At 27.1% G+C, this 23,135-nt stretch carries 1 protein-coding gene; it reads left to right on the top strand.

The genetic code is table 11. The annotated features are described in order from the left end of the window. Complete coding sequence (locus tag Q7K47_05370; GenBank protein ID MDP0506648.1) at positions 1–23,028, top strand: hypothetical protein; 23,028 nt, start codon at positions 1–3, stop codon at positions 23,026–23,028. Positions 23,029–23,135: the final 107 nt, after the last annotated feature.

The following is a 23,135-nucleotide window of genomic DNA, read 5'->3' on the forward strand; positions in this document are numbered from 1 at the left end:
ATGGGAAAGTTTAGCAAAAGGTATAGTTACATAACAATGTTTTTGTTTTTTATTTTAAGTATAGTTAGTTTTTCACAAGAAACAGAAGATAACTGGCTAGAATATCCTTCTGAACATGAAATGACAGGAAGTTTTATTTCAAATAAAAATACGTATAATTGTTGGACTGCAGTTGATGGAGCTATAAAAGTTATAGATAATTTATATTCAGAAACTAGTGAAAATAATTTATTAAAACCAGTGAGTGGAAAAAATTATTTTGGAATCCAAGCTGAAAGCACAACGGTTCCAACAAGTGCAAAAGCAATGGTTGCTTTAGGTAAGGAATTAGTAAGTGGGAAAACATATGAAACAAATATTTGGTATTATAATGGTTATTCTATAAATAATAGAACAGAAACTACTAAGAGAAAAATAGTTAATACAAAGGTTTATTTAGCTTATTCATTACCAGAAGCTAAGGAAGGGACTATTCAAATAGATGAAAGTTTTTTAGCAAACTGTAAAGAGATATCAACTTTATCAGATGATGGGAGTAATAACAATTGGAAGCAAACTAATTTAACATTTACTTCTGATAAGTCTGGTAGAGGTTATTTAATATTTATTCCTTTGGTATCTTCAGAAATTCCTGTAGAAAATGCAGTATCAACTTATTTTGCAATAGAGCAAGGGACTGTTTCTTCTATAAATGAAAAAGTTGAATTGCATGATAAAGGGGTTCAATTTTTAGGAAGTGATTATGCAGAAACTTATGGAAAAGATGATGGAATAGTAGGAAAAGGAGAAACAGTAAGTATTAATTATATAGTAGACAATACTAATACTGCAAGTTGGAATCATGAAAAAGAAATAAAAATCTCATCTTCAAGATTAGGTTTTATTGATGGAACAACTTTTAAATTAGTTAAAGAAAAAGATGCTGTTTCTGAAATTGTATCTACTAATAATTATGAAATAGATATACAAAATGGGCAATTAAATTTTAAAATTTTAAATTTAGATTCAGAAAGTAAATATACAATGTCAGTTGATGCTTTTTATGAAAAATATTCTGATGAAGCTAATATACCTGGAGTAGATTATACTTTATATAATTCTTTTAGTGATAAACTTTATTATGAAAAGGGAGAGAAAAAAGATTTAACAATAAATGTAGATGAAGTGGAAGGAAATATTTCAAAAAGACATAATATAATTGATATTGAAGGTGAACTAGTAAGATTAGGAAATGATATATCAGTTGATGATGGATGGATAGGAAAAGATTCATCAAAGATAGGATATAAAAATTTATACTTTGGAAATAATAGTATAACAATTAATGCTAGTCATAATGGTTGGGTTTGTGGTTATTTGAAAAAAGGTTCTTTAAATGATAGAGGACAGTATGATTATTCTTGGGAAAAGATATTTGAAAAAGAGATAGTTGCAGGAAATAATGATATATTATTTGATACTCCTGATGGAACTGATATGATGGAAAAGTTAATTTTGAAATATTCAATAAATAGAAATGATGTAAATAGTATTGAAAAATATTCAGGAAGTGGAGAAGTTGAAATTTATGATATAGATCCTATGAAGAGTTTAAATGTAGAGATTTTAGATATTCAAGATTTAGGAGTTCCTACAGAGGATACAATAGAAGATTTTATAGGAAGTGAAGATGGAAAATTTTGTTATGGAGAAAAAGTGAAATATAAAATAAAAATTTCAAATTTCCAAAACTTTGAAATAAGAAATAAAAAGATTACTTTTAAAAGTACCATGGCAATTTTAGATAAAAGTTTTTTAGAAGTTAAAGATGCTGACGGAAAAGATGTTTTAGGAAAAATTCAAAGAATAGAAAATTCTCAATTTGTAGAAGGTGGTTATAATATTTTAATAAATTCCCTGCTTCCTAATGAAGAAGTATATTTATATGTTAAAGGAGATTTATTAAGAGAAGATTTTAAAGAAGGAGATACTTGGGAGCTTTCAGATGAAATTAGAGATGGAAATATTCTAATTAGTAATACAAGTAAAAGAGAGATTAATAATAGAGACTATGGTAATAATAAAACAGGAAAATATTCTAAATTAGATGAAGTAAGACATTATCAGTTAACCAAAGCAAATGGAGATACTCTTTATTTAGGGGAAGGGGTAACTTATAATAATGAGATTAGTCCTATAGATAATGATATGAGTAATAATGGTGTAGAAGTACCTAAATATTTAGGGAATAAAGAACTTTATAAGAATCATTATGCTCTTTTCATAGGAGTTCCAAATAAATTGTCTATTGATATTAGTGATAATGCTTGGGTCAGTGTTTGGATAAATAATCAAGAAAAATGGCAGGAAGGATCACTGGATAGATATCATATTTTTAAAGGAGTTAAAAATGCTTATTATAATTCAGAAACAGGGAAATATAATATAGAGATTAATCCTCCTAATCAACCAGGAGAATTTAAGACTTTAAGGATAAGAACAGCTTATAATGAACTTGAAGTTAGTGATCCCTTAAAAACCGCTTCTTCAGGTGAGGTAGAAGATTATGAAGTTGCTATATTGCCTCCTTTAGAGCCAACTGTTTTAAATTTTGAAGATTTAGGAATAAATATTCAAGGGAAAATAAATGGAGCAGATAATGACATAGTAAGTTTTGGAGAAAAAGTAAGATATACACTTGAAGTTAAAAATTTAATAAATATACCAGTTGAAGGGAAAAGTATAGTTTACAGAACTAATATGGGAAGTTTGATAGATGGTAGTTTAAAAAAATTAACTAGTGATGGCATAAAGGTATCAGTTGATGAGGTAACTGATGAGAATACTCCTTCAGGATATAAAGATTATAAATTTATTTTTGATAGATTTGAAAAGTCTGTGGAAGGTTCAATATCTAAAACTGAAATTTCTTTTGAAGTGAATGTTAATAGAGAAGATGAAACTAATTGGAAATTAATTGATTCTTTCTTAAGTGAGGGAGCTTTATGGGAAACAAGAGAAAATAATCTTCTTGAAAGAAACTATGGGACACAAGATGAAGTAAGACATTATGGATTTCAGTTAGATAACGGAACTGTAGGAAAAATGGGGGAAAACATTTTATTTGCTAATAATTCTAGTGAATTTACTCCTGTAAATGAGGGAGATGGAGTAGTTTTTCCTCATTCAGAAAAAGATGAGAATATAAATATATTATATGAAAATGGAGAAACAAAGTTAAATGTTAATGTAAATAATCCAGGATATGTAAGAGCGTGGATAAATTATGAAGGAACTTGGGAGGCAATATCAGATATAACAGAAGTATCTCAAGGGGATAATGAATTAACAGTAAGAAAACAAGGTATATTAGATAAAAAATTTAAAGTAAGAGTAAGATATTCATTAATTGAAAGCGATCTAAATAGCCCAGTAGACAGAGGAATAACTGGAGAAGTAGAAGATTATGAAATATTAGGTTATGAATTATTAAAAGTTAAATTTAATGATAGCATTGATTCTTTAAAAGCTTCTCATGAGGAACTAGGAATAGAAACAGATAAGGGTATAGTTGGAGAAAAAGATGGGAACTATTCTTATAAAGAAGATTTAATGTATAAGATTGATATAAAGAATTTAAGTTCAGGTGAAATAAATGATCAAGAAGTTATATTAACTACAGATATAGGGGAAATACTTAATATAAATGATTTAAAGACTTTTGTAATGGAAGGAACTTTAGAAGATGATGTTAATAATAAAGTGAATCTTATTGAACAATCACAAGATACAGAAAATAGAGTTTCTATAGAAAGATTACAAGACAGAAAATATAAAATAAAAATATCTAAATTAAATTCAAAGGAAATAATAGAAGTTAGATTTAAAGTTAATTTAGAAAAAGAATATATAATAAAAAATAATCCAACTAGCTCTTTAAGCGATAAAAGAGAATATATATTTAAATCTACAGATAAACTTGAAGTTGCAGGAAGATTAAATGACTCTCATACAATAAATATGGGAAATAAAGATTATGACTCTACATTAATTGGAAACAATGATTATTATGTGAGCACTCATTTTACTAATAAAGCAAGACATAATATAGTAAAAATAGGAGAAGGACAAGAATTAATAAAATTAGGAAATACTATTGATGGAGATAGAAGTAAAGATCAGTTAAATGCAAATGAAGCTATAGGAGTAATAGAGGGGACTAAATCAACAAATGATGGGGTAGCTCTAAGAAATATAGAAACTTCAGGGGCAAAGGATATTATAAATATAGGTCCTTGGAAAAATAATGGGCCAGCAGGGGAATACGTTCTTTATAATATGGCAAATAATATTTTACCAGTAACAGCAACTAAAGAAGGTTATGTTTCAATATGGATACATTATATAAATCGTAGTTATAGTACAGGAAATGATTATGAAAATTATAGAAGAGATTGGGATGAATCAAATGATTTTTATGGAATTTATAATGTAGATGCTGGTGAAAATAATATAGAGTTAGACCTTACAAAACAAGAAGGATGGTATAAATGTAAATATTGGACTGGTTATCATACAAATACTAAATTAGATTTTTGTGGAACTCACACAGCTATAGTAAGAGTAAGATATGGTCTTACAAGATCAGAGCTTTCTAGTGTAAGAGGAGTAGCTACAACAGGAGAAGTAGAGGAATATAAGATAAATAGCTTTATGCCTCCGTTTAAACTTTCTTTTTCTCATTTTAAAGATTTAGGTTTAGATATTGATGGGGAACAAAAGGGAGTTGCAGATGGTGTTTTAACTCTAGAGGAAAAATTCGAAAGAGAAATAACTATTGAAAATATAACAAGAGCAAAACAAAGCGGTAAGTCAATTATTTTCAGAACTTCCATGTCAGATATTGTGGACTTAAATTCTTTTGAAGTATCAGGAACTAATAGTAATTTAGAGAAATCAAATATAAGTATTGAAAAAATCCAAGACGATTATAGAGATGCATATTATGATGGAGCTAAAATAAGAGAATATAAGATAAATATTGGGGATATAGATCCAGGTAAAAATATAAAAATTAAATTTACTATGGAGATGAATGATAATGGAAATCCATTTGAATATTACAGAAATACATATGCTTGGAAATTATTTCAATATTTAAGATATGATGATAGAACTTTATGTTTTGATAATTTAGGAGATATTCTTCATGATAGAGGACATAATGGATGGTATAATAATAAATTAAAACACTTTCAGTTTAAAATAGAGGGAACAGATGTTTCTTTAGGAGATAGTGTAAATTTTGGAAAAAATGAAAATGATTTACAAAGTGGTGATGGGATAGCCTCTGAAGGGATAAAGAATTTCCCAAGATATAAAAAGAAAGAAGAAACTGAAGAAATAAACACTTTATACGGGGGAGCAAAACATATTTTAGATATAGATGTTTCTCATGATGGTTATTTATCTATTTATACTAATTTAGATGGAAAGGAAATATGGAAAGAGTTAGTTTCTCCTAAAGAGGTAGTAGCTGGAATAAATCATATTGAATTTACATTCCCTAATAATTACGAAGGGAAAGAAGAAGTAAAACTAAGAGTAAGATATGGTGCTAGAGAAAAAGATGTTACTGGTAATGGAGATATTCCTATAGAAAATGCTTCAACAGGGGAAGTGGAAGATTATGAATATAGAGTTCTTCCTCCTATGACTGCCAATTTTGGAAAATGCGAAGATTTAGGAGTTACTACAGATATTGAAAATGCTTCAGGAACAACTATTTTTGGAAAAAATGATGGTCATTGGACAAAAAACGAAGTGATTAGACAAGAAATAATAGTACAAAACTTAACAAATAGTGATTTTAATAAGGAGGATTTGTCTACTAAGATTGTTAAATTAAGTTCTACTTTGGGGGAGATAGAAGATGTTAATAATTGTCAGTTAGAAGCTAAATATTTAACTGGTGAAGATATAACTGATAGTATATCAATTGAAAAGGGAACTAAATTAGGAGAATATTATTTTGTTTTGAGCAACTTAAAAGCTAATGGGGAAGTAAGTGTAAAATTTAATTATAAAGTAAAAAGAGAAAATAGAAGCTTTAATTTAAATAACTATTTAAAAATTGTAAAAACTGTAAATACAGATGATGGAATAAAACAAGATGAATTTTATAATCATAGAGATATAGATGGACAATATTTACAAAGAAAAATAGATGGTGGATATGCAGGATGGCATTATTTTACCAAGGAACAACCACATTTAGGTGAAAAAGTTGGATATAATGATTATGATTGGGATAATGTTTATGAAGAAGATCATTTAGAAAATGATGGAGTTATTATAAATGAATATGAAAATATTTTAACTTTATTAAGTGAAGTGGAAAATACAATAAAAGTAACAGCTACTCATAAAGGATATATTCAATTATGGCTTTATAATCATAATGGTGGACGAGATTATAAAATATTAAAAGAACCTTTATTAATAGATGCAGGAGAAAATACTATAAAATTTACTCTACCAATAAAAGATGCAGGTGGAAATTCTTTCCATACAAATATAGCTAATAGTAGACTAATGATAAGATATGGGCAAACATTATCAGAAGTTTCTTTAGGAGATAGATATTTTGATGATGCACCTAATACTGGAATGAGTACAGGGGAAACTGAAGAATATAATGTAAGAGTTTTACCTCCAGCAGACATAAAATTTATTAAATATGAAGAATTAGGAGTGGAAGCTGAAAATTCTAAAATATATGGATTAAATGATGCTAATGTTGCATTAGGAGAAAGAGTTAGACAAACTGTTGAAGTTACAAATATTTCAGATTTTGATTTGGATCACGATCAAATGACAAGAAAAGTTGTAGAATTTCAGTCTAATAATGGAATATTAGAACTAAATGAAGATGGAACAATAAACAAAGAAAGACTTGCTTTAAGTGCTCATAAAATTTTAGAGGATGATAGTAAGGTAGACTGTACTTTGGATATAACAGTTGAAAAAGGAGTAGATGATTCTCATTATAAATTTATTTTAAATGGATTAGCATTAAACGGAAAAGTAGAGATAGCTTTTAATTATTTAGTAACTAAAGAAAATGATAATAAAGTTATAAATAAGTTATATATTGCAAACTCTTTTTCTAATATAGAGAGAGATTCAACACAAACTCCTAAGATAGTAGGGAATAAATATCCTGACTTTAATAAAGATTATGGACAAGTAGATACAAGCCCTACAATAAATAATAGACATTATTATGTTAAAGAAAAGCCTTGTTTAGGAGAGCAAGTTACATATAATGATAGTTACCATGAAACGACTAGAGAAGATAATGATGGAGTTGAAATAAGATCATTAGCAAGATATGGAGAATCTGAAGAAAGATTAACTTTATTTAGTAATCAATGGAATGAAATAAATATAAAAAAAGTATCAGAAGAGGGATATGTAAAAATATGGCTAGATAATACACCTATAAAAATAAAGGAAAATTATTTAGATGAAGGGACAGGAAATGAGCTTTTCTTAATTAAAGAAGAAGAAAAAGAAAATAAAAAATTATATATTTATATTCCTAAGGATTTTGAATATAAAACAGGAACTTCAAGAAAACATCTTATTATAAGATATTCAGTTAATGAAAAAGATATTGAAAATTATAATACTTCTGCTAAATTAGGTGAAGCAGAAGAGTATATAGTTAGAGTAATACCTCCTATTGAAGGAAGATTTATTCCTAAAACAGATGGAGAAATAAGAGATTTAGGTGTTAAATTAAATTCTAGTGCAGGAAGTAATGCAGGAAAAATATTTGGAGCTAGAGATGGTGAAATAACTTTAAGAGAATTATTTGAAGAGCATCTAGAATTTAGAAATGATTTAGATAAAGAAACAGAATTTACACCAGTTGAAATTAATAGTAATATAGCTTACTCCTTTGAAGATTATGATGTTAAGAAAACAAATAATTTAGCAGAAATAGAATTTTTAGTAAACGGAGAGGATAAAAAAGAAGAATATATTAAGGATATAACTATTAATGGTAAAAAAATAAAATTTAATTTGAAGTTAGGACCAAATGAAATAGGGACATTAAAATTCAAATTGAAACCATTAGAAGAAGATAAAGATAAATGGAAAATAATAAATAGTATAAATATTTCATCAACTTTTCAAGATATTACAGATGAAAATTATACATTATCAGGAAGTGGAAGAACTTATCCAGTAAGTGAAATGAATGGAAAAGTTTATTATCCTGAATTTAAAGTAGATTTTGAAAATGCTTCATCAACTCATACTTGGAATCCGTATGATTTTTATAATAGAAAATATGGAAGTCATGCCTACATGATAAGAAATGAGGCAATTACTAATTATTCTAATTTAGGTGAAATAATAAATCCAGAAACTAGAAATTATCAGGTTACTTGGAGTAGTACACCAAATAATTCAGCAGATGATGATACTTTTATTAAATCTGATGGGGGAATAGATATTCCTAAAAATTCATCAAATAAACTATATCTATATAATGATGCTAATAATAAATTTCATTACATGGCAACAGAGGATGGATATGTAACTTTTTGGCTATGGCATAGAACAGGATGGAGCGGTAATTATCCTTGGGTGGATGAACATTTATTAGATAAATATCAAAAATATAATGGACCTTATGGAGAATATACGAAAATTTCAACTCCAATAAAAGTTAATAAAGGTGAAAATGTAATAGATTTATATGTTAAAAATTTATGGTATGAAAATGATTATAACGATTATGATCATCAGAATCTGGGAACAAGTTATGGGGTTCTTAGAGTAAAATATGCACTAGAAGCAGATGATCCTGGATTAGCAAAACCAATTGATTTCTTATCTACTGGAGAAGTAGAAGATTATAAAATTGCAAGTTTCGCAATACCTTTTACAATAGATAATATTGAAATAGATGATTTGGGACTAGAAAATGAAGAAACAGATGCAATTAGTGAAGATAATTATGATGCTAAAAATGGAACATTATCTTATAAAGAATATTATGATTATGTTTTAACATTAACTAATACATCAACAGCTAATCAAGTAATAAAGTTTAGACATATAAATGGTGATGAAACAGTTAACGGAGAAAAAATAAAATACAGAAAAATATTTAGTAAAGGTTCTGAAACTAATAAAGCAGCTATAGAAAGTAGTAATATTTCAAATTCACAAGCTACTTTTAAAGTTGAAGCAACAACTGATGGAGATGGAATTATCACAGTTTATAATATCGCTCCAGGAGAACAAATAAAAATAAGATATAAGGGTAAAATAATAAATGAAGCCCAAACTAACTATAATGAAGAGGGAAGTAGCACTTTAACTAGATATAAAAAATATGAATGGTATGGAAAAGATGAGTTTTGGACAAATAGAAGAAAAATTTATTTAAATAAATTACCAGATCAAGAAAAAGTTGTAGATTCAAGAGAATATTTATTAGTTGGAGCTGGAAGCGATGGAAATAAAGGAGATAATTTAACAGCTAGAGATTATGGTTCTGGAGAAGTAGCTATAGATGGTAAGATTCCAGATATATATGGTGAGGTTAGACATTATAGAGCCACAGATCCAAATGCTAAAGCAGCAACTATTGATCAAATTTTACATATAGGAAATGAAATTAATTTTGAAAATGAAATAAGAGATGTTTCTTTAAAAAGTGATGAATTTGATGGAGTTACTTTTGATCATGAAAAGGATGAAGATGGTAGTAATGTTCTTTATAGTGGAATAAAAAATGGAATAAATGTAAATGTAAGTCACGATGGATATATAAGTTTCTTTTTAAATAAAAGTGAAGGATATATATATAATGATAATAGAACAGGAAGCTGGGCAAATGATGATATTTTACCAGTATCTCCTTATAGAGATTCTGAAATTCCTGATTCTGAATTTATTTCAGAGCCAATTAAAGTAACTAAAGGGGACAATCATTTAGTTATAAAAGTTTTTGATATTCCTGAAACTATTAAAATTTTAAGAGTTAGATATGCTGCTCATAAGGAAGATATTACTACTCCTTTAGGAATAGCAAGAAGTGGAGAGGTAGAAGATCTTCCAATAAAAGTAATCCCTTTGGAAACTGGATTTAAATCAGCAGAAGATTTAGGAGTTAAGACTAGTTTGAAAGATGAAAGATTAGGAATAAAAGATGGAAGTTTCCTTTACAAAGAACTTTACGAAACAACATTCACAATAAAAAATGATTCTATATATGATATGGAAGATGCTAAGGTTATATTAAAAAGTAACATATCTCAAGTATATAAAGATAATTTAGTTGAAAATGTTGAAAATGGAATTATTTATTATGAAGTTTATGATGCCACAGGTCAAAATAAATTATCATCTTCAGATGGAACAGGGGACCTAGAAAAAGTTTTAAGTATAAATGTAACAAAACTATTAGATGGATATGAAAATAAGATAATTATTCCAAAACTTTATAAACAAGAAGTAGTTACAATTAAAATGAAAATGCTTATAACAGATGAAGATAAAGAAACATGGAAATTAAAAAATAAACTAGAAGTAAATGGAGAAGTTCAAGGAACCCAAGTTTTACCATATATGTATAGAGATTATGGTGGTGGAAACTTAGAAGGAAATAGGAATCCAGATAATGAAGTTTTACATTATTATTTAAAAGATAATGGAAATAAAATTAGGTTAGGGGTTACATCAGATTCTGAAGAGACACCGTATAATGATGCACTTAATAAATCTAATGATCCAGATGATGATGGAGTTGAAATTTTTGTAAAAGATTCAGAAAAAATAATATTTAATAATTTATTTAATGAATTAAAGTTATATCCTAGTCACAAGGGTTATGTAAGTTTTTGGATAAATAATGATGATAGAAATTGGGATAATGCAACTCAGTTAAAAGTTATTGATTCAGAGTTTAATGAATCAGATATTTTGGAAGTAACTCCTAATTCAAAATATGAGTATATAGCTAAAGTAAAGGCACCTGATTTAATTAATCAGAATAAATATCTAAGAGTTAGATATGCACTTGATAAAGAGGATGTTCAAGATAATTCTACTTCAGCAAGAAGTGGAGAAGTAGAAGAATATTTAGTGAAATTAATTTCTGGAATAAAAGCTCAATTTGAGTATATTGAAGATTTTGGAGTTGAAGTGGAAACTGTTTCAGGTAAAAAGATGGTTATTGGTAAAAATGATAGAAATTTAATTCCTGAAGAAAGATTTTTACATAGAATTAGAATAGAAAACCTAACAGATTTAGAACAACGAAATATAAAGATAAAATATGAAACAAAAATAGCAGATATTCTTCTAGGAGATTTAGAAAATAATCCAATAAAAATTTATTCTAAAAATTCAGATGGAACAGAAACTGAAGTAACAGAAGATGTAGAAAGAGAAATAACAGATAATGAAGGATTAGAAATAAATCAACCAAAAAGTTTAAGGATTAGATCTTTAGAAAGTTTAGATGAAAATAAAGATTATGAAATAACTTTAGGAAAAATAAAACCAAGAGAAACTATTTATTTAGAATTTTATGCTAAAGTAGTAAAGGAAGATGAAGTTAATTGGGCTTTAGTAGATAGAGTTTATGTTGATGGAATTTTAAATTCTACAGCAGAATATCAAATGAGTAGAGATTATGGAAGTGGATATATTGAAGGGAATAGAGATTTAACAGAAGAAGCAAGACATTATATTTCTAAGATAAGAGATTCTTCTAAAGAAGTTCCTATTGGATTAGGAGAATACCCAAATCAAAAAACAGATGTTTTAGATCAAGATTTAGAAATAAAAGATAGGGTAGATAATGGTATTTTATTTGAAAGAGATTCTTTAGATGGAAGAAAAGTTTTATACAGTAACCTTAAAAATAAAGTGGAGATAGCTCCTACTTTCCCTGGTTTTGTAACTATTTGGTTAAATAATTCAACTACTGCAGATAGTAAATCTGAGTGGGATATCGAAAAGGATATAGTTAATGCTAAATTAGAAGAATCTATGGAAAGTTATCAGAAAGTTAATGAAGTTCAAGGTCAATATAATTTCCCTAATGAAAGTGGAGAGATTATAAAAACTGGAACGGATACAGATAATTTATTTATACAGTTACCTTCATTTGAAGGAGAGGAAAAAGTTCTAAGAATTAGATATTCAATAGACAAAAAAGATACAATAATTTCATCTACTAAAAAAGGAATATTATCTCCTTTATATACAGCTAGAACAGGAGAGGTAGAAGATTATAGAGTTAAGATGATTAGTGGAATAAGAGCAAAACTAGTTTCTATGGTTGATAGGGGAGTAAAACCAGAAGATGCACCAGAAACAACTAAAACTATGACTTCAGAGGAAAAAATAGCCAATGAAAATGAATTAGATAAGGTTAGAGTTGGAATTCAAGATGGAAATGTATCCTTAGGAGAAGTTGTAGATACAGTTTTAGAGGTTAAAAACTTAACTCCTTTAGAACAGAATGGATTTACAGATGGAACTAAAAATAGTATAAAAATTAGAATCAATAATGGATATTTAGATACTGGAAATAACTTTATAAAAATAACTTCTGATTTACAAGGAGAAGTTATAATAAATGGAGAAAAGGGAGAAGATGATCATAGAGTATCCATAGAAGAAAGAACAGATATTGACACTCCATCAGGATGTAAAGATTATGAGATTTTAATTGATAAAATATTAGCTCATGAAACTTTAAATATTTATTTAAGACAACATATAACTGAAGAATTTAAAGAAAATGATGGGAATAATTGGATTATAAAAAATAAACTATTATTTGTTCAAACTGATAGTTTAGGAAATGTGATAGTTCAACCTACAGAAGAAACACAAAAAACAATGCCAATGAAAAGAGATTATGCATCTAGTTTAAATGCTTTAGATTATAGAAGCGAAGTAAGAAATTACGGGACTAAAGTAGGGCCATATACAACTGGTACAGACTCTAGAGAATATATGAAGTTAGGAAGTTCTTATACTATGGAAGAAAATCCAACAAATGAGATTTCCAGTGATGACGGAGTATCTTTTAAAAATGAAGATGGTAAAAATATCTTATATTATGGATTTATAAATCAATTATCTTTAGATATTAATAATAATGGATATGTTAGTGTTGCTATTTCTGAAGATGGAAATACTTGGAAAGAATCTGATAAGTTACAAATAACTAATAATGAAGAGGAAGCTTTAAATCTTACAGAAAGTAGTGATTCATATAATACAAAAGTTACTTATGACAGTTCATCTAGTGATGTACAAAAAGTATTTTTAAAACTTCCAGCTAAATACTATTTAGGACAAGAAAGAAGATTTAGAATAAGATATGCACTTAATAATTCTAATATAGAAGATATGTTAGCTCCTTGTTTTTCTGGAGAAACAGAAGACTATAATGTTAAGATTGTTCCAGGATTAAAAGTTGATTTACTGGAAGAATTTGAAGATGAAGGATTGTTACTAGAGGATGGTGTTACAAGAGTAGGTGCAGGAGACGGTAACTTATCTCCAATAGAAGATGTAATAAGAAAAATAAATGTAACTAATAAAACAGCAGCAGAGCAACATGATGTAAAAATTAATTACTATACTGATATTTGTGAAGTTGACAAAACTTACTTTAAAGTTTTAGATTCTAAAACAAAAGCAGAACTTTCAAGAACAGTAAATATAATAGAAGATACAAGTTATACTGGAAATGGAAAGAAATATATTTTAACTTTGGATAAGATACTAGGAGAATCTAATAAGAATAATACAGAAGAAAATTCTTTAGGAGAACAAGTTCAAATCCAAATTAGAGAAAATATAAAAGCAGAAGCCCTAACAGGAGGAGATCCAAAAGCTGAAAAGAAATGGAATGTAACTGATAAAGTATCATTTGTTGTTGAGTATGATAAAACAAATACTAGTTATACAACTAGCGGAATTCAAGATGAATCTTCAATAGAAATGGTAAGAGATTATGGAAATAATTTATTAAACTCTAATCCTAAGAATGAATTTACAGGAGCAAGACATTATTTAGCTCTAACAGAAGGAATTAAATTAGGAGATAGTATAGATTATGAAAATGCCCCAACTAATGAGTTACTTGAAGATAACGGAGTTATTTTCCTAAATGATTCCATATATAATAATTTAGCAAATAGAGTGGAATTAAAAAATCCTCTTCCTTACAAGGGATATATTTCAGTATGGCTGTCAAATGATGGTACTGACAATGATTATGTTAAGGAAATAATAAAACAAGTGGAATATCCAGCGAATACAACTGAATTAATATTAAATATTCCACAAGAATCACCTTATTTACCAAATACACCTGGAATAGTAAATTCAGGATATAAATATTTAAGAATTAGATATGCTCTGCATAAAGATGATATTGAAACTCCTTATGAATTTGCAAGAACAGGAGAAGTCGAAGACTATAAATTAAAGGTAATAAGAGGTCTTGATATTAAATTTGATAATTCTGGTGAATACCAATTAGATGGCAAATATAAACCTAAAGATATTGGATTTAATACAGATGAAAATGAAATAAATGTTCCTGGAAGAGATGATGGATATATAGGCTACAAGGAATATATCAAGCATAAAATTAAAATAACAAATCCAGTAGATTATGTTCAAATTAATAAAGAATTTAGATTTGAGACAAATGTAGGAACTTATGTGGAAGGTAGTTTAGTTTCTTCTAAGGAAGGGGTTACATTTGAAAATGGAATAATGAAAATAGCTCAAATTGATTCAAATGAAACTATTTATGTAGAATTTAAAGAACAAATTACAAGTGAACCAGAAGATTGGAATTTAGTTGATAAGATATTTGTAGATGAAGAAGATCCTACTAAAGAAGAATTAATTAATGATAGAGTGTATTCTTATGAATTTAAAAGAGATTACGGAAATGCATTAATAAATGATAAGACAGATAAGGATGTAAGACATTATTTATCAAAATATGATGATGGTTCTGGAAAGAAATTTATTCAAATAAAAGCTTTAGATACAGATCCTGATATTAATTATGAAAAATCACCTACGGATAAAAAAGTAGAAGATACTGGTGTTGACTTTATTGAAAATTTAGAAAAAGAGAAGATTTTAAGAAATAATTTTGTAAATAAAGTTGAGGTAAATGTATCACATGATGGATATGTTGGAGCGTCTCTTACAATAGATGATTCAAGAAATACATTAGAAAATGTTCTTGTTGATAATGAAACTGATAAGAATATACTTTCAGCAGTGAAAGTTACAAAGGGTAAAAATATAATATATATTAAAACTCCAGATATTCCAAATACAGATCAAATATTAAGAGTTAGATATGGATTAAATGAAGAGGATGTAATTTTAGAAAATAAAATAGGAACAACAGGAGAAATTGAAGATTATGAAGTTAGAGTTGTTTCAGGATTAGCTACAAGATTCATAGATTCATTTAATAAAACAGATTCTGATAATGAGGAAATTGAAAGTAAAATATCAGAAGGAAAGTTATTACATGACCTAGGAATAGATATAGATTCTAAGGGTACCATGGCAGGAGTTAATGATAAGAACTTAACTATAGGAGAAAAGAATATTAAAGTTATAGAAATAAAGAACTTAACTTCTTTATCTCAAGAAGAGCCTGTAGAAATTATTCTAAAAAATAATATTGAAACTATTAATACAAATAGTGATCATATTAAATTATTTAGTAAAGCAAAAGATGGAGAAATAAAAGTTGAAAAATATCCTAGTGAAAACTTAGAGATAGTACCATTGGCTATTAAAAATAGTTATAGCATAAGAATAAAGAAAATAGATAAAAGTGAGACATTCTATATTAAATTAATAGGAACTGTTGAAAGTGAACCGGTAGCAACATATGAAAAAGAGAAGAAATGGAAGGCTTTAAGTTCTCTTACTTTAGAAAGTAATGTAGTTGATACTATAGAATATAATATGGAAAGAGATTATGCTTCAATTTTAAAAGAAGGTGAAGTTTCATTCAAAGGAAACAGATACTATTCAGTTAAACTAAATGATAAGCAGGTACAATTAGGAACTAATTTTGATAATGAAGAAGAAGTTAACGATGAATTGTTAGAAAATGATGGACTGACTTTAAGAAAAGATATAGAAGATGAAAATACTTTAGTTCTTTATAATAACTTTGATAATGCTATTCCAGTAACAGCTTCTCATAATGGTTATTTGAAATTATGGACATCTAAATTAGATGAAAATACATGGACCCCTATATTAGATAAGCTTGATATAGATTTATTTAATGTAGTTCAAGGTGAAAAAGAAATAATTGTAAGAGTTGGAGATATTTTAGCAAAAGGTGAAGATCAAAATAGAATATTAAGAGCAGGTTATTCACTAACTGAAAATAATATTTTACCAATAGGATATAACCAAGCTGGAGAAGTAGAGGATTATAAAATAAAATTAGTTTCAGGATTCAAAGCAGAATTTGGTGAATTAGAAGATTTAGGAGTTCCAATTGATAATTTTGATGGAGAGAAAATAGGGCCAAATGATGAAAATATTTCTCTTGGTGAATATGTAAAACAAAAAGTAATAATAACAAATTTATCTAAATTACCTCAAGAAAATAAAAAAATAAGAATAAAGGTTAATGTTGGAGAAATTTATCTTGATGGTTTAGAAAGCGATAATTTAAAATGGATTGAACCTAAAAATAAAATAGATTCAATAATTAAGGTACCAACTTCTATTGAACCTGGATATAATGAATATGAAGTTAATGTTCATGAAATTGATGGAAATGAAACTTTAGAACTAACTTATTTTATGAAAATAACTAAGGAAAGTATAGAGTGGAAAGAATGGAAGTTAAGAGAAAAAATTTGTGATTTTACAACTGACTTAGAACTAGCTAATTTAGAAAAAGATATGTTAAGAGATTATGGTGAAAACTTCATAGGTTCATATGATGAATATTCAGGAGTAAGACATTATACAACAAAGGGTATAAATAAAGCTTATCTTGGGGAAACAGTTGAAGAAGGAACTAATGATGGTGTTATTTTAAAAACAAAAGTTGTTGGGGACAGTAAAATAAATATATTGCATAATAACTTTACGAATAAAATAACAATTAAGCCAAATCATGAAGGATATATATCTTTATGGCTAAGTGAAGATTCAGATGTTAAAAGTAACTGGAATACATCTACCTCTTTAAATATTAGGAAAATAACTGATGAAGTTCCTAGTGAGAAAGAAGCTTATGTACTTAAGGTTACGGAAAAAGATCAAGATATAATATTTGATATTAAAGATTATATTAAAGAAAAAGCTCCTTTAAATAGAATTTTAAGAATAAGATACGCCACTAATAAGGAAGATGTAGAAAAACCTATAGGAGTAGCTAAAACAGGGGAAGTTGAAGACTATAAAATTCAAATTAATTCTGGATTTAGTGCTACTTTTGAAAAGGAAAGTACAACTCTTGGAAAATATGCGCCTAAGGATTTAGGTGTTCATATCAATGGTGTTATATACGGTGCAAATGATGAAAACTTTGTTCCAGGAGAAATAATAGAACATAGAATAAAGATAGTAAATAATAATGATTATGTTCAAAAAAATAAAGAAATAATATTAAATTCAAATCTTTGTAAATATGGGGGAGAAGAATTTACTTTTGAATCAGTAGATGCTTCAGATAATAATATTTCTAAGATAGAAGATATTGTAGATACTAGTTTACCAAGTACTTATAATACAAAAATAACAATAGGAAAAATAGAAGGAAATAGCTCAATAATCCTAAAAGTTAAGTTTAAAGTTATAGGTGAAGATTTAACTGAAGATGGTAAATTTAAATTACAAGATAGAATAATTTATGAAGGGTATATACCTAAATTTTTAGAAGAAGATATCCAAAGTGAAAGATCTTATGTTGGATTAATGTTAAGAGATTATGGTGAAAATATTGGAAATGAAGTAGAGTCAGATGAAAATATTAGACACTATATTACAAAGGATTTCTATCTAGGAGAGAAAGTAGCAGAAGAAGAAAATAATACTACATCTAGTGATAATGATGGAGTAATATTTACAAAGGATAAGTTAGGAAAAGAAAATATAATCTATAACGGTTTAACAAATGAAATTAATATTAAATTTAATGAAGATCCTAAAATGATTACAGAAGGATATATTTCAATATACCTTGATGAAGCAAAGAATAATGATTGGTCAAATGCAAAACTTTTAATTGATAAACAACTTGTTACAAAGGATGTAAATGTTGTTAAGCTTGAAATTCCAGACTATATGAAGGATGGAAATTTTGAGGATAAGAAATTAAGAATAAGATTTGCAGGTGATAAAGAAGATCTTTCTAAAGACTATAGTGTAACTGGAGAAATAGAAGATTATCAATTGAAACTAGTTTCAGGATTAGATGTTAAGTTTGGAGAAAAAGCTGAAACTTCTTATGTATTAAATGATTTAGGACATATTTCAAATGACGGAGTTTCAATTGGAGAAAATGACGGAAATGTATGTCCTACAGAAATTGTAGAGCATACTATAACTATTGAAAATAAAACTAATGTGCCTCAAGAAAATAAAAGAGTTTATTTTGAAAGTAATATTGGAGAAATATTACTGGATGAAAAAATAACATTAGTAACTCCAGAAGAAAACGGAAGTATTACTTCAATAGAAAAAGAAGATGGGACAAGAAAATATAAAATTAATATCTTGAAAATTAAAGAAAATTCATTTATTACTTTGAAATTCAAAGAGGAAATAAAAGAAGAAAATCAAGATGACTATAAACTAAAAGAAAAAGTATCTGTAGATAATACTTTAAGAGATGAAAGTATTCTAGATATGGAAAGAGATTATAGTAACGGTGAGCTAACAGAAACAAATAAATCTTTACATTATAGAGCTGGTAAGATAGACGAGACAAGAGAAAATCTATATTATCTAGGTGATAAATATGATATTGAAGATGATTATGATTCTAGTGATGATGCTGACGGTATAGTTGAAGTAAACGGAGAACCTTTAAATGAAGGAGATCCAATAATATTTACCATGGGTATTGATAATACAATAAAAGTTAAGCATTCTCAAAGTGGATATATTACATTGTGGTTAACATCTGCAAATGCAAGTTCAAGTTATAACTGGAAAGATAGTACACCTCTTCTTGGACTAGAAAGAACATTTAGAGTTGAAGGATCAGGTATTACAGAAATAACAATTTCAAAATATGCATTTATTGAAGATAGTGTCATTAGTAAATCATTACCTGAATTAACTCCACTGGATACAAGAATATTAAGAATAAGATATGCAGGGGACGAAGATGATATTACAAAACCAGATGCTTATGCAAGAAGTGGAGAAACTGAAGAATATAAGGTTAATATGAAAAATATAACAGGAACAAAAACTTCAATAACTCAAGATGGTGACGATATAGTAGAACCAGGAGAAAGAGTAACTTATACATTTAACTTTAAAAATAATTCATCAAAATCTACAAATGTAATATTAAATGATGACTTTACAAGGGCCTTAAGTCCTAATGGTCGTAGAATAGCTGATATTGATGAAAATTCTTTGGAAATTATTACTGGAAAAGCTTATGTTTCTTCTAGTATAGAAAAAGATAAGTTAATATTAAAAGCAACTAATCTACCAAGTGAAGAAACAATTGAAGCAAAAATTGATATTGTAATAAGAAATCCATTACCTTTACTTACAAAGGATGGAAGTAAATTAGAAAATTCAATGGAATTAATTGAAAATGGTGTTTCTATAAAAGTAGAAGATGAAGAACCCCCAGTTCTAAAAAAAGGAAAAGTAGAATTAAAAAGTATTAAGGAATTTACAGCTTATAGAAATGATGAGAAGATAGAAGAAAATGAAAATGGTAGAGTGTTCGTACTTCCAGGTGATATAGTTCAGTATACTATTAAAATCTCAAATGATAATAAGGATATAAATGCTTGGTCTACTGAATTTGAAGATGATATATCAGATATTCTTAATTATTCAGAATTTATAGCTGGTAGCTTAGAAGTTAAAGATAAAGATAAAAAAGATATAAAACTATATGTAGATAATATTAACAGAAAAGAAATTGATAAAGAGAATGTTTCTCCTATAATTGATGGAGAAAATAAAAAGATTAAATTTGTTATTCATGAAATTGAAAAATCAAATTTTGCAGTTATTTCATTTAAAGTTAAGATAAAAGATAAATTACCAGAAGATACAGTTTTCCCTAAGGAGTTACCAAATGAAGCAGGAATTACAAATGGTAATATAAGTGGAAAACAAGAACTAAGTCCAGCAACAGAAGGGCCAGTACTAGATTCTGTGCTTAAAAAATCAAAAACATCTAAAACTTTAAATGGTGATAGAAAAATTCAATTAAATGAAGAAATAACTTATGAAATCAAAGTTGAAAATTTATCAGCGTCTCCTGTAAAAGATATAGTTATTGAAGATTCTTTAGCTGAAATCTTAAAATTCTCAACAATAAAATCAATAACTTATAATGAAGCTGATATTTTAAGTTTCTTCTCAACTGAAGATAAAAAATTAAATTATACAATAACTACTTTACCTGAAAAAAGCATAGGAATTATTCAAATAAAAGTAATTAGTAACTCAGAAATACCAGATGAAGTAGATGAAAACAAAATTGTATATAATACAGCCTTTATAAGAAACGATGGAATAAAAGAGAATAGTTCTAGAAGAGATGAAGGATTAATATTTGATACTAGTACAACAGTATTGAAAGCATGTGAAGATGAAAATATTAATAAAAAAGCTGAATCAGGAGAAATATTAACATATAACTTAGAACTTTATAACCCATCTGTTAACCCTAAAAATTCTTTAGAACTTATAGATGATTTAAAAACTAAAATGGAAAATAAATCAGGAGATATTAAAGATATTTCATTATTTGAAGTTTGTGATTTTGTAGAAAATTCAATAGAACTAGTAAAAGATAAAGCTGATAGTTTTAGTGATGGGAATCTAGTTTATGATAAGAAAAATCAAAGAATAATAGGAAATATTAAAATTAAAGGTAAAACTAAAGTTAATGTTAAATTTAAAGTAAAAGTGAAAATGCCTATTCCAGACGGAATAGATGTAGGGGATTTTATTAAAAACTCAGCTACAATAAATGATAATGGAATAATAAATAAAAGTGAAACAAAGATACCTATTGATTATGAAATTATTATTAAATTCAAATCACATGATTATACAGGTGATAATATAGCTGAAACTGGTGAAGAAATAACATATACTACAACTATAATAAATCCATATAATAGGGATGTAAAAGTAGATATTGAAGATCTTTTAAATCAACAAGAAAATCATAATATTTCCCTTATGAATGATATAACTTATTTTTCTAAATATATTGATAATTCTTTAACTGTAACAGGAACAACAGATTATAATACAAAAGTTGAAGAGGATGAAAATAAAAAAATAGGAATATCAGGAACATTCCAAGTTCCACCTATGGGATCAGAAGAAAAAAAAGTAGAGATTGAATTTAAAATAAAAATAAATGAAGATCTACCAGAAGATTTAGAAGAAGCTATTGATAAACTAGTAAACAATAGTAATTTAAAAGAAGAAGGAGTTCCTATTGAAAATAAAATTAAAGCAAAAGAAGAAAGGAATACTCCAGTAGCATTAAATAGATTAACTAGTTTTGATGGAAAAATTATTCCAGATCAAGAGCCACCTTTATTACAAGCTATGATAAGAGATAAGGTTATAAAAATATCTAAGAAAGCTAATAAAGATAAGGCAAGTGTTGGAGATTTGATAGCCTATGAACTTGAAGTAGAAAATCAAAGGGAAAGAGGAAATGTTCCAAAAATCTATATTGAGGATAAACTTCCATCAGGATTCAGATATGTTAAGGGAAGTGCGAGAATATATAGAAAAGACAGTACAGGAAAATATGAAAAAGCAACAATTGATCCTACACTTAAGGGAAGAAAAATGGAATTTTTCATTAGAAAATTAATGGAAAAAGAAAATTTAAAAATAACATATTTACTTAGAGTAGGAGTTGGTGTATCACCAAATATGTATGAGAATATAGCAGTTGTTAAAAATGATCATAAACCAGATAGGGAGGAAATTTCAAATACTGCAAGAGCAGTTGTAGAAGTTTTACTAGATAGATTATTTGATATGTCAACAGTTATAGGAAAAGTCTTCCATGACAGAGACGGAGATGGATGGCAAGATGATGCAACTTTATATGATTTAAAAATAAAAACTATTACAAATAAAGAAAACTATATTAATTTAGATGAGTTCACTATTAAAGATAATGAAAAAGATACTTGGGAAAAATTAGAAAGTAAAAAAGGAAAAATAGGAAACTTACAAGGAAGAACAAGAAGAATAAATAAAGTTCCTAGAATAACTTTAAGAAGAGAAATAAAAGATCCAAGTAAAATTTCTAATCTTGAGATAAGTTCTCAAAATAGTTTGATAATTAATCTTAATTCGCATAAGAAAATAGAAGAAATTAAGAAGGGAGTTTTTGCAAGGGGAGAATCAGGAGGAAAATTAAAGGTTAATAGAAAAATAATAAGAAAAGAAAATAAATATTATGAAGAAATTAATCTATATAATTTAGGAATCTATGAGGAAGGAATACCAGGAGTAAAAATTTCAACTGTAAGTGGGTTAGTAGTAACAACAGATAAATATGGAAGATACCATATTGAAAATATTCCACTAGAAAGTATAAGAGGAAACAACTATATATTAAAAGTTGATCCAATAACTTTACCAAGAGGAAGCAAGTTTACAACTAAAAATCCATTATTAAGAAGAATAAATCATGTAATGACTAAATTTAACTTTGGAGTAAAATACAAAGAAGATAAATAAAATAATAGTAGCTCTAGTTTGGTTAATTTCAAATTAGAGCTATTTTTATATAAAAATTAAGAAAAAAATAAGAAAATAGAAAGAAAGTTGAAATAAATTTCCTGTAT

It is taken from the genome of Fusobacterium sp. JB019 (genome assembly GCA_030673965.1).
In the GTDB taxonomy this organism is placed as follows: domain Bacteria; phylum Fusobacteriota; class Fusobacteriia; order Fusobacteriales; family Fusobacteriaceae; genus Fusobacterium_B.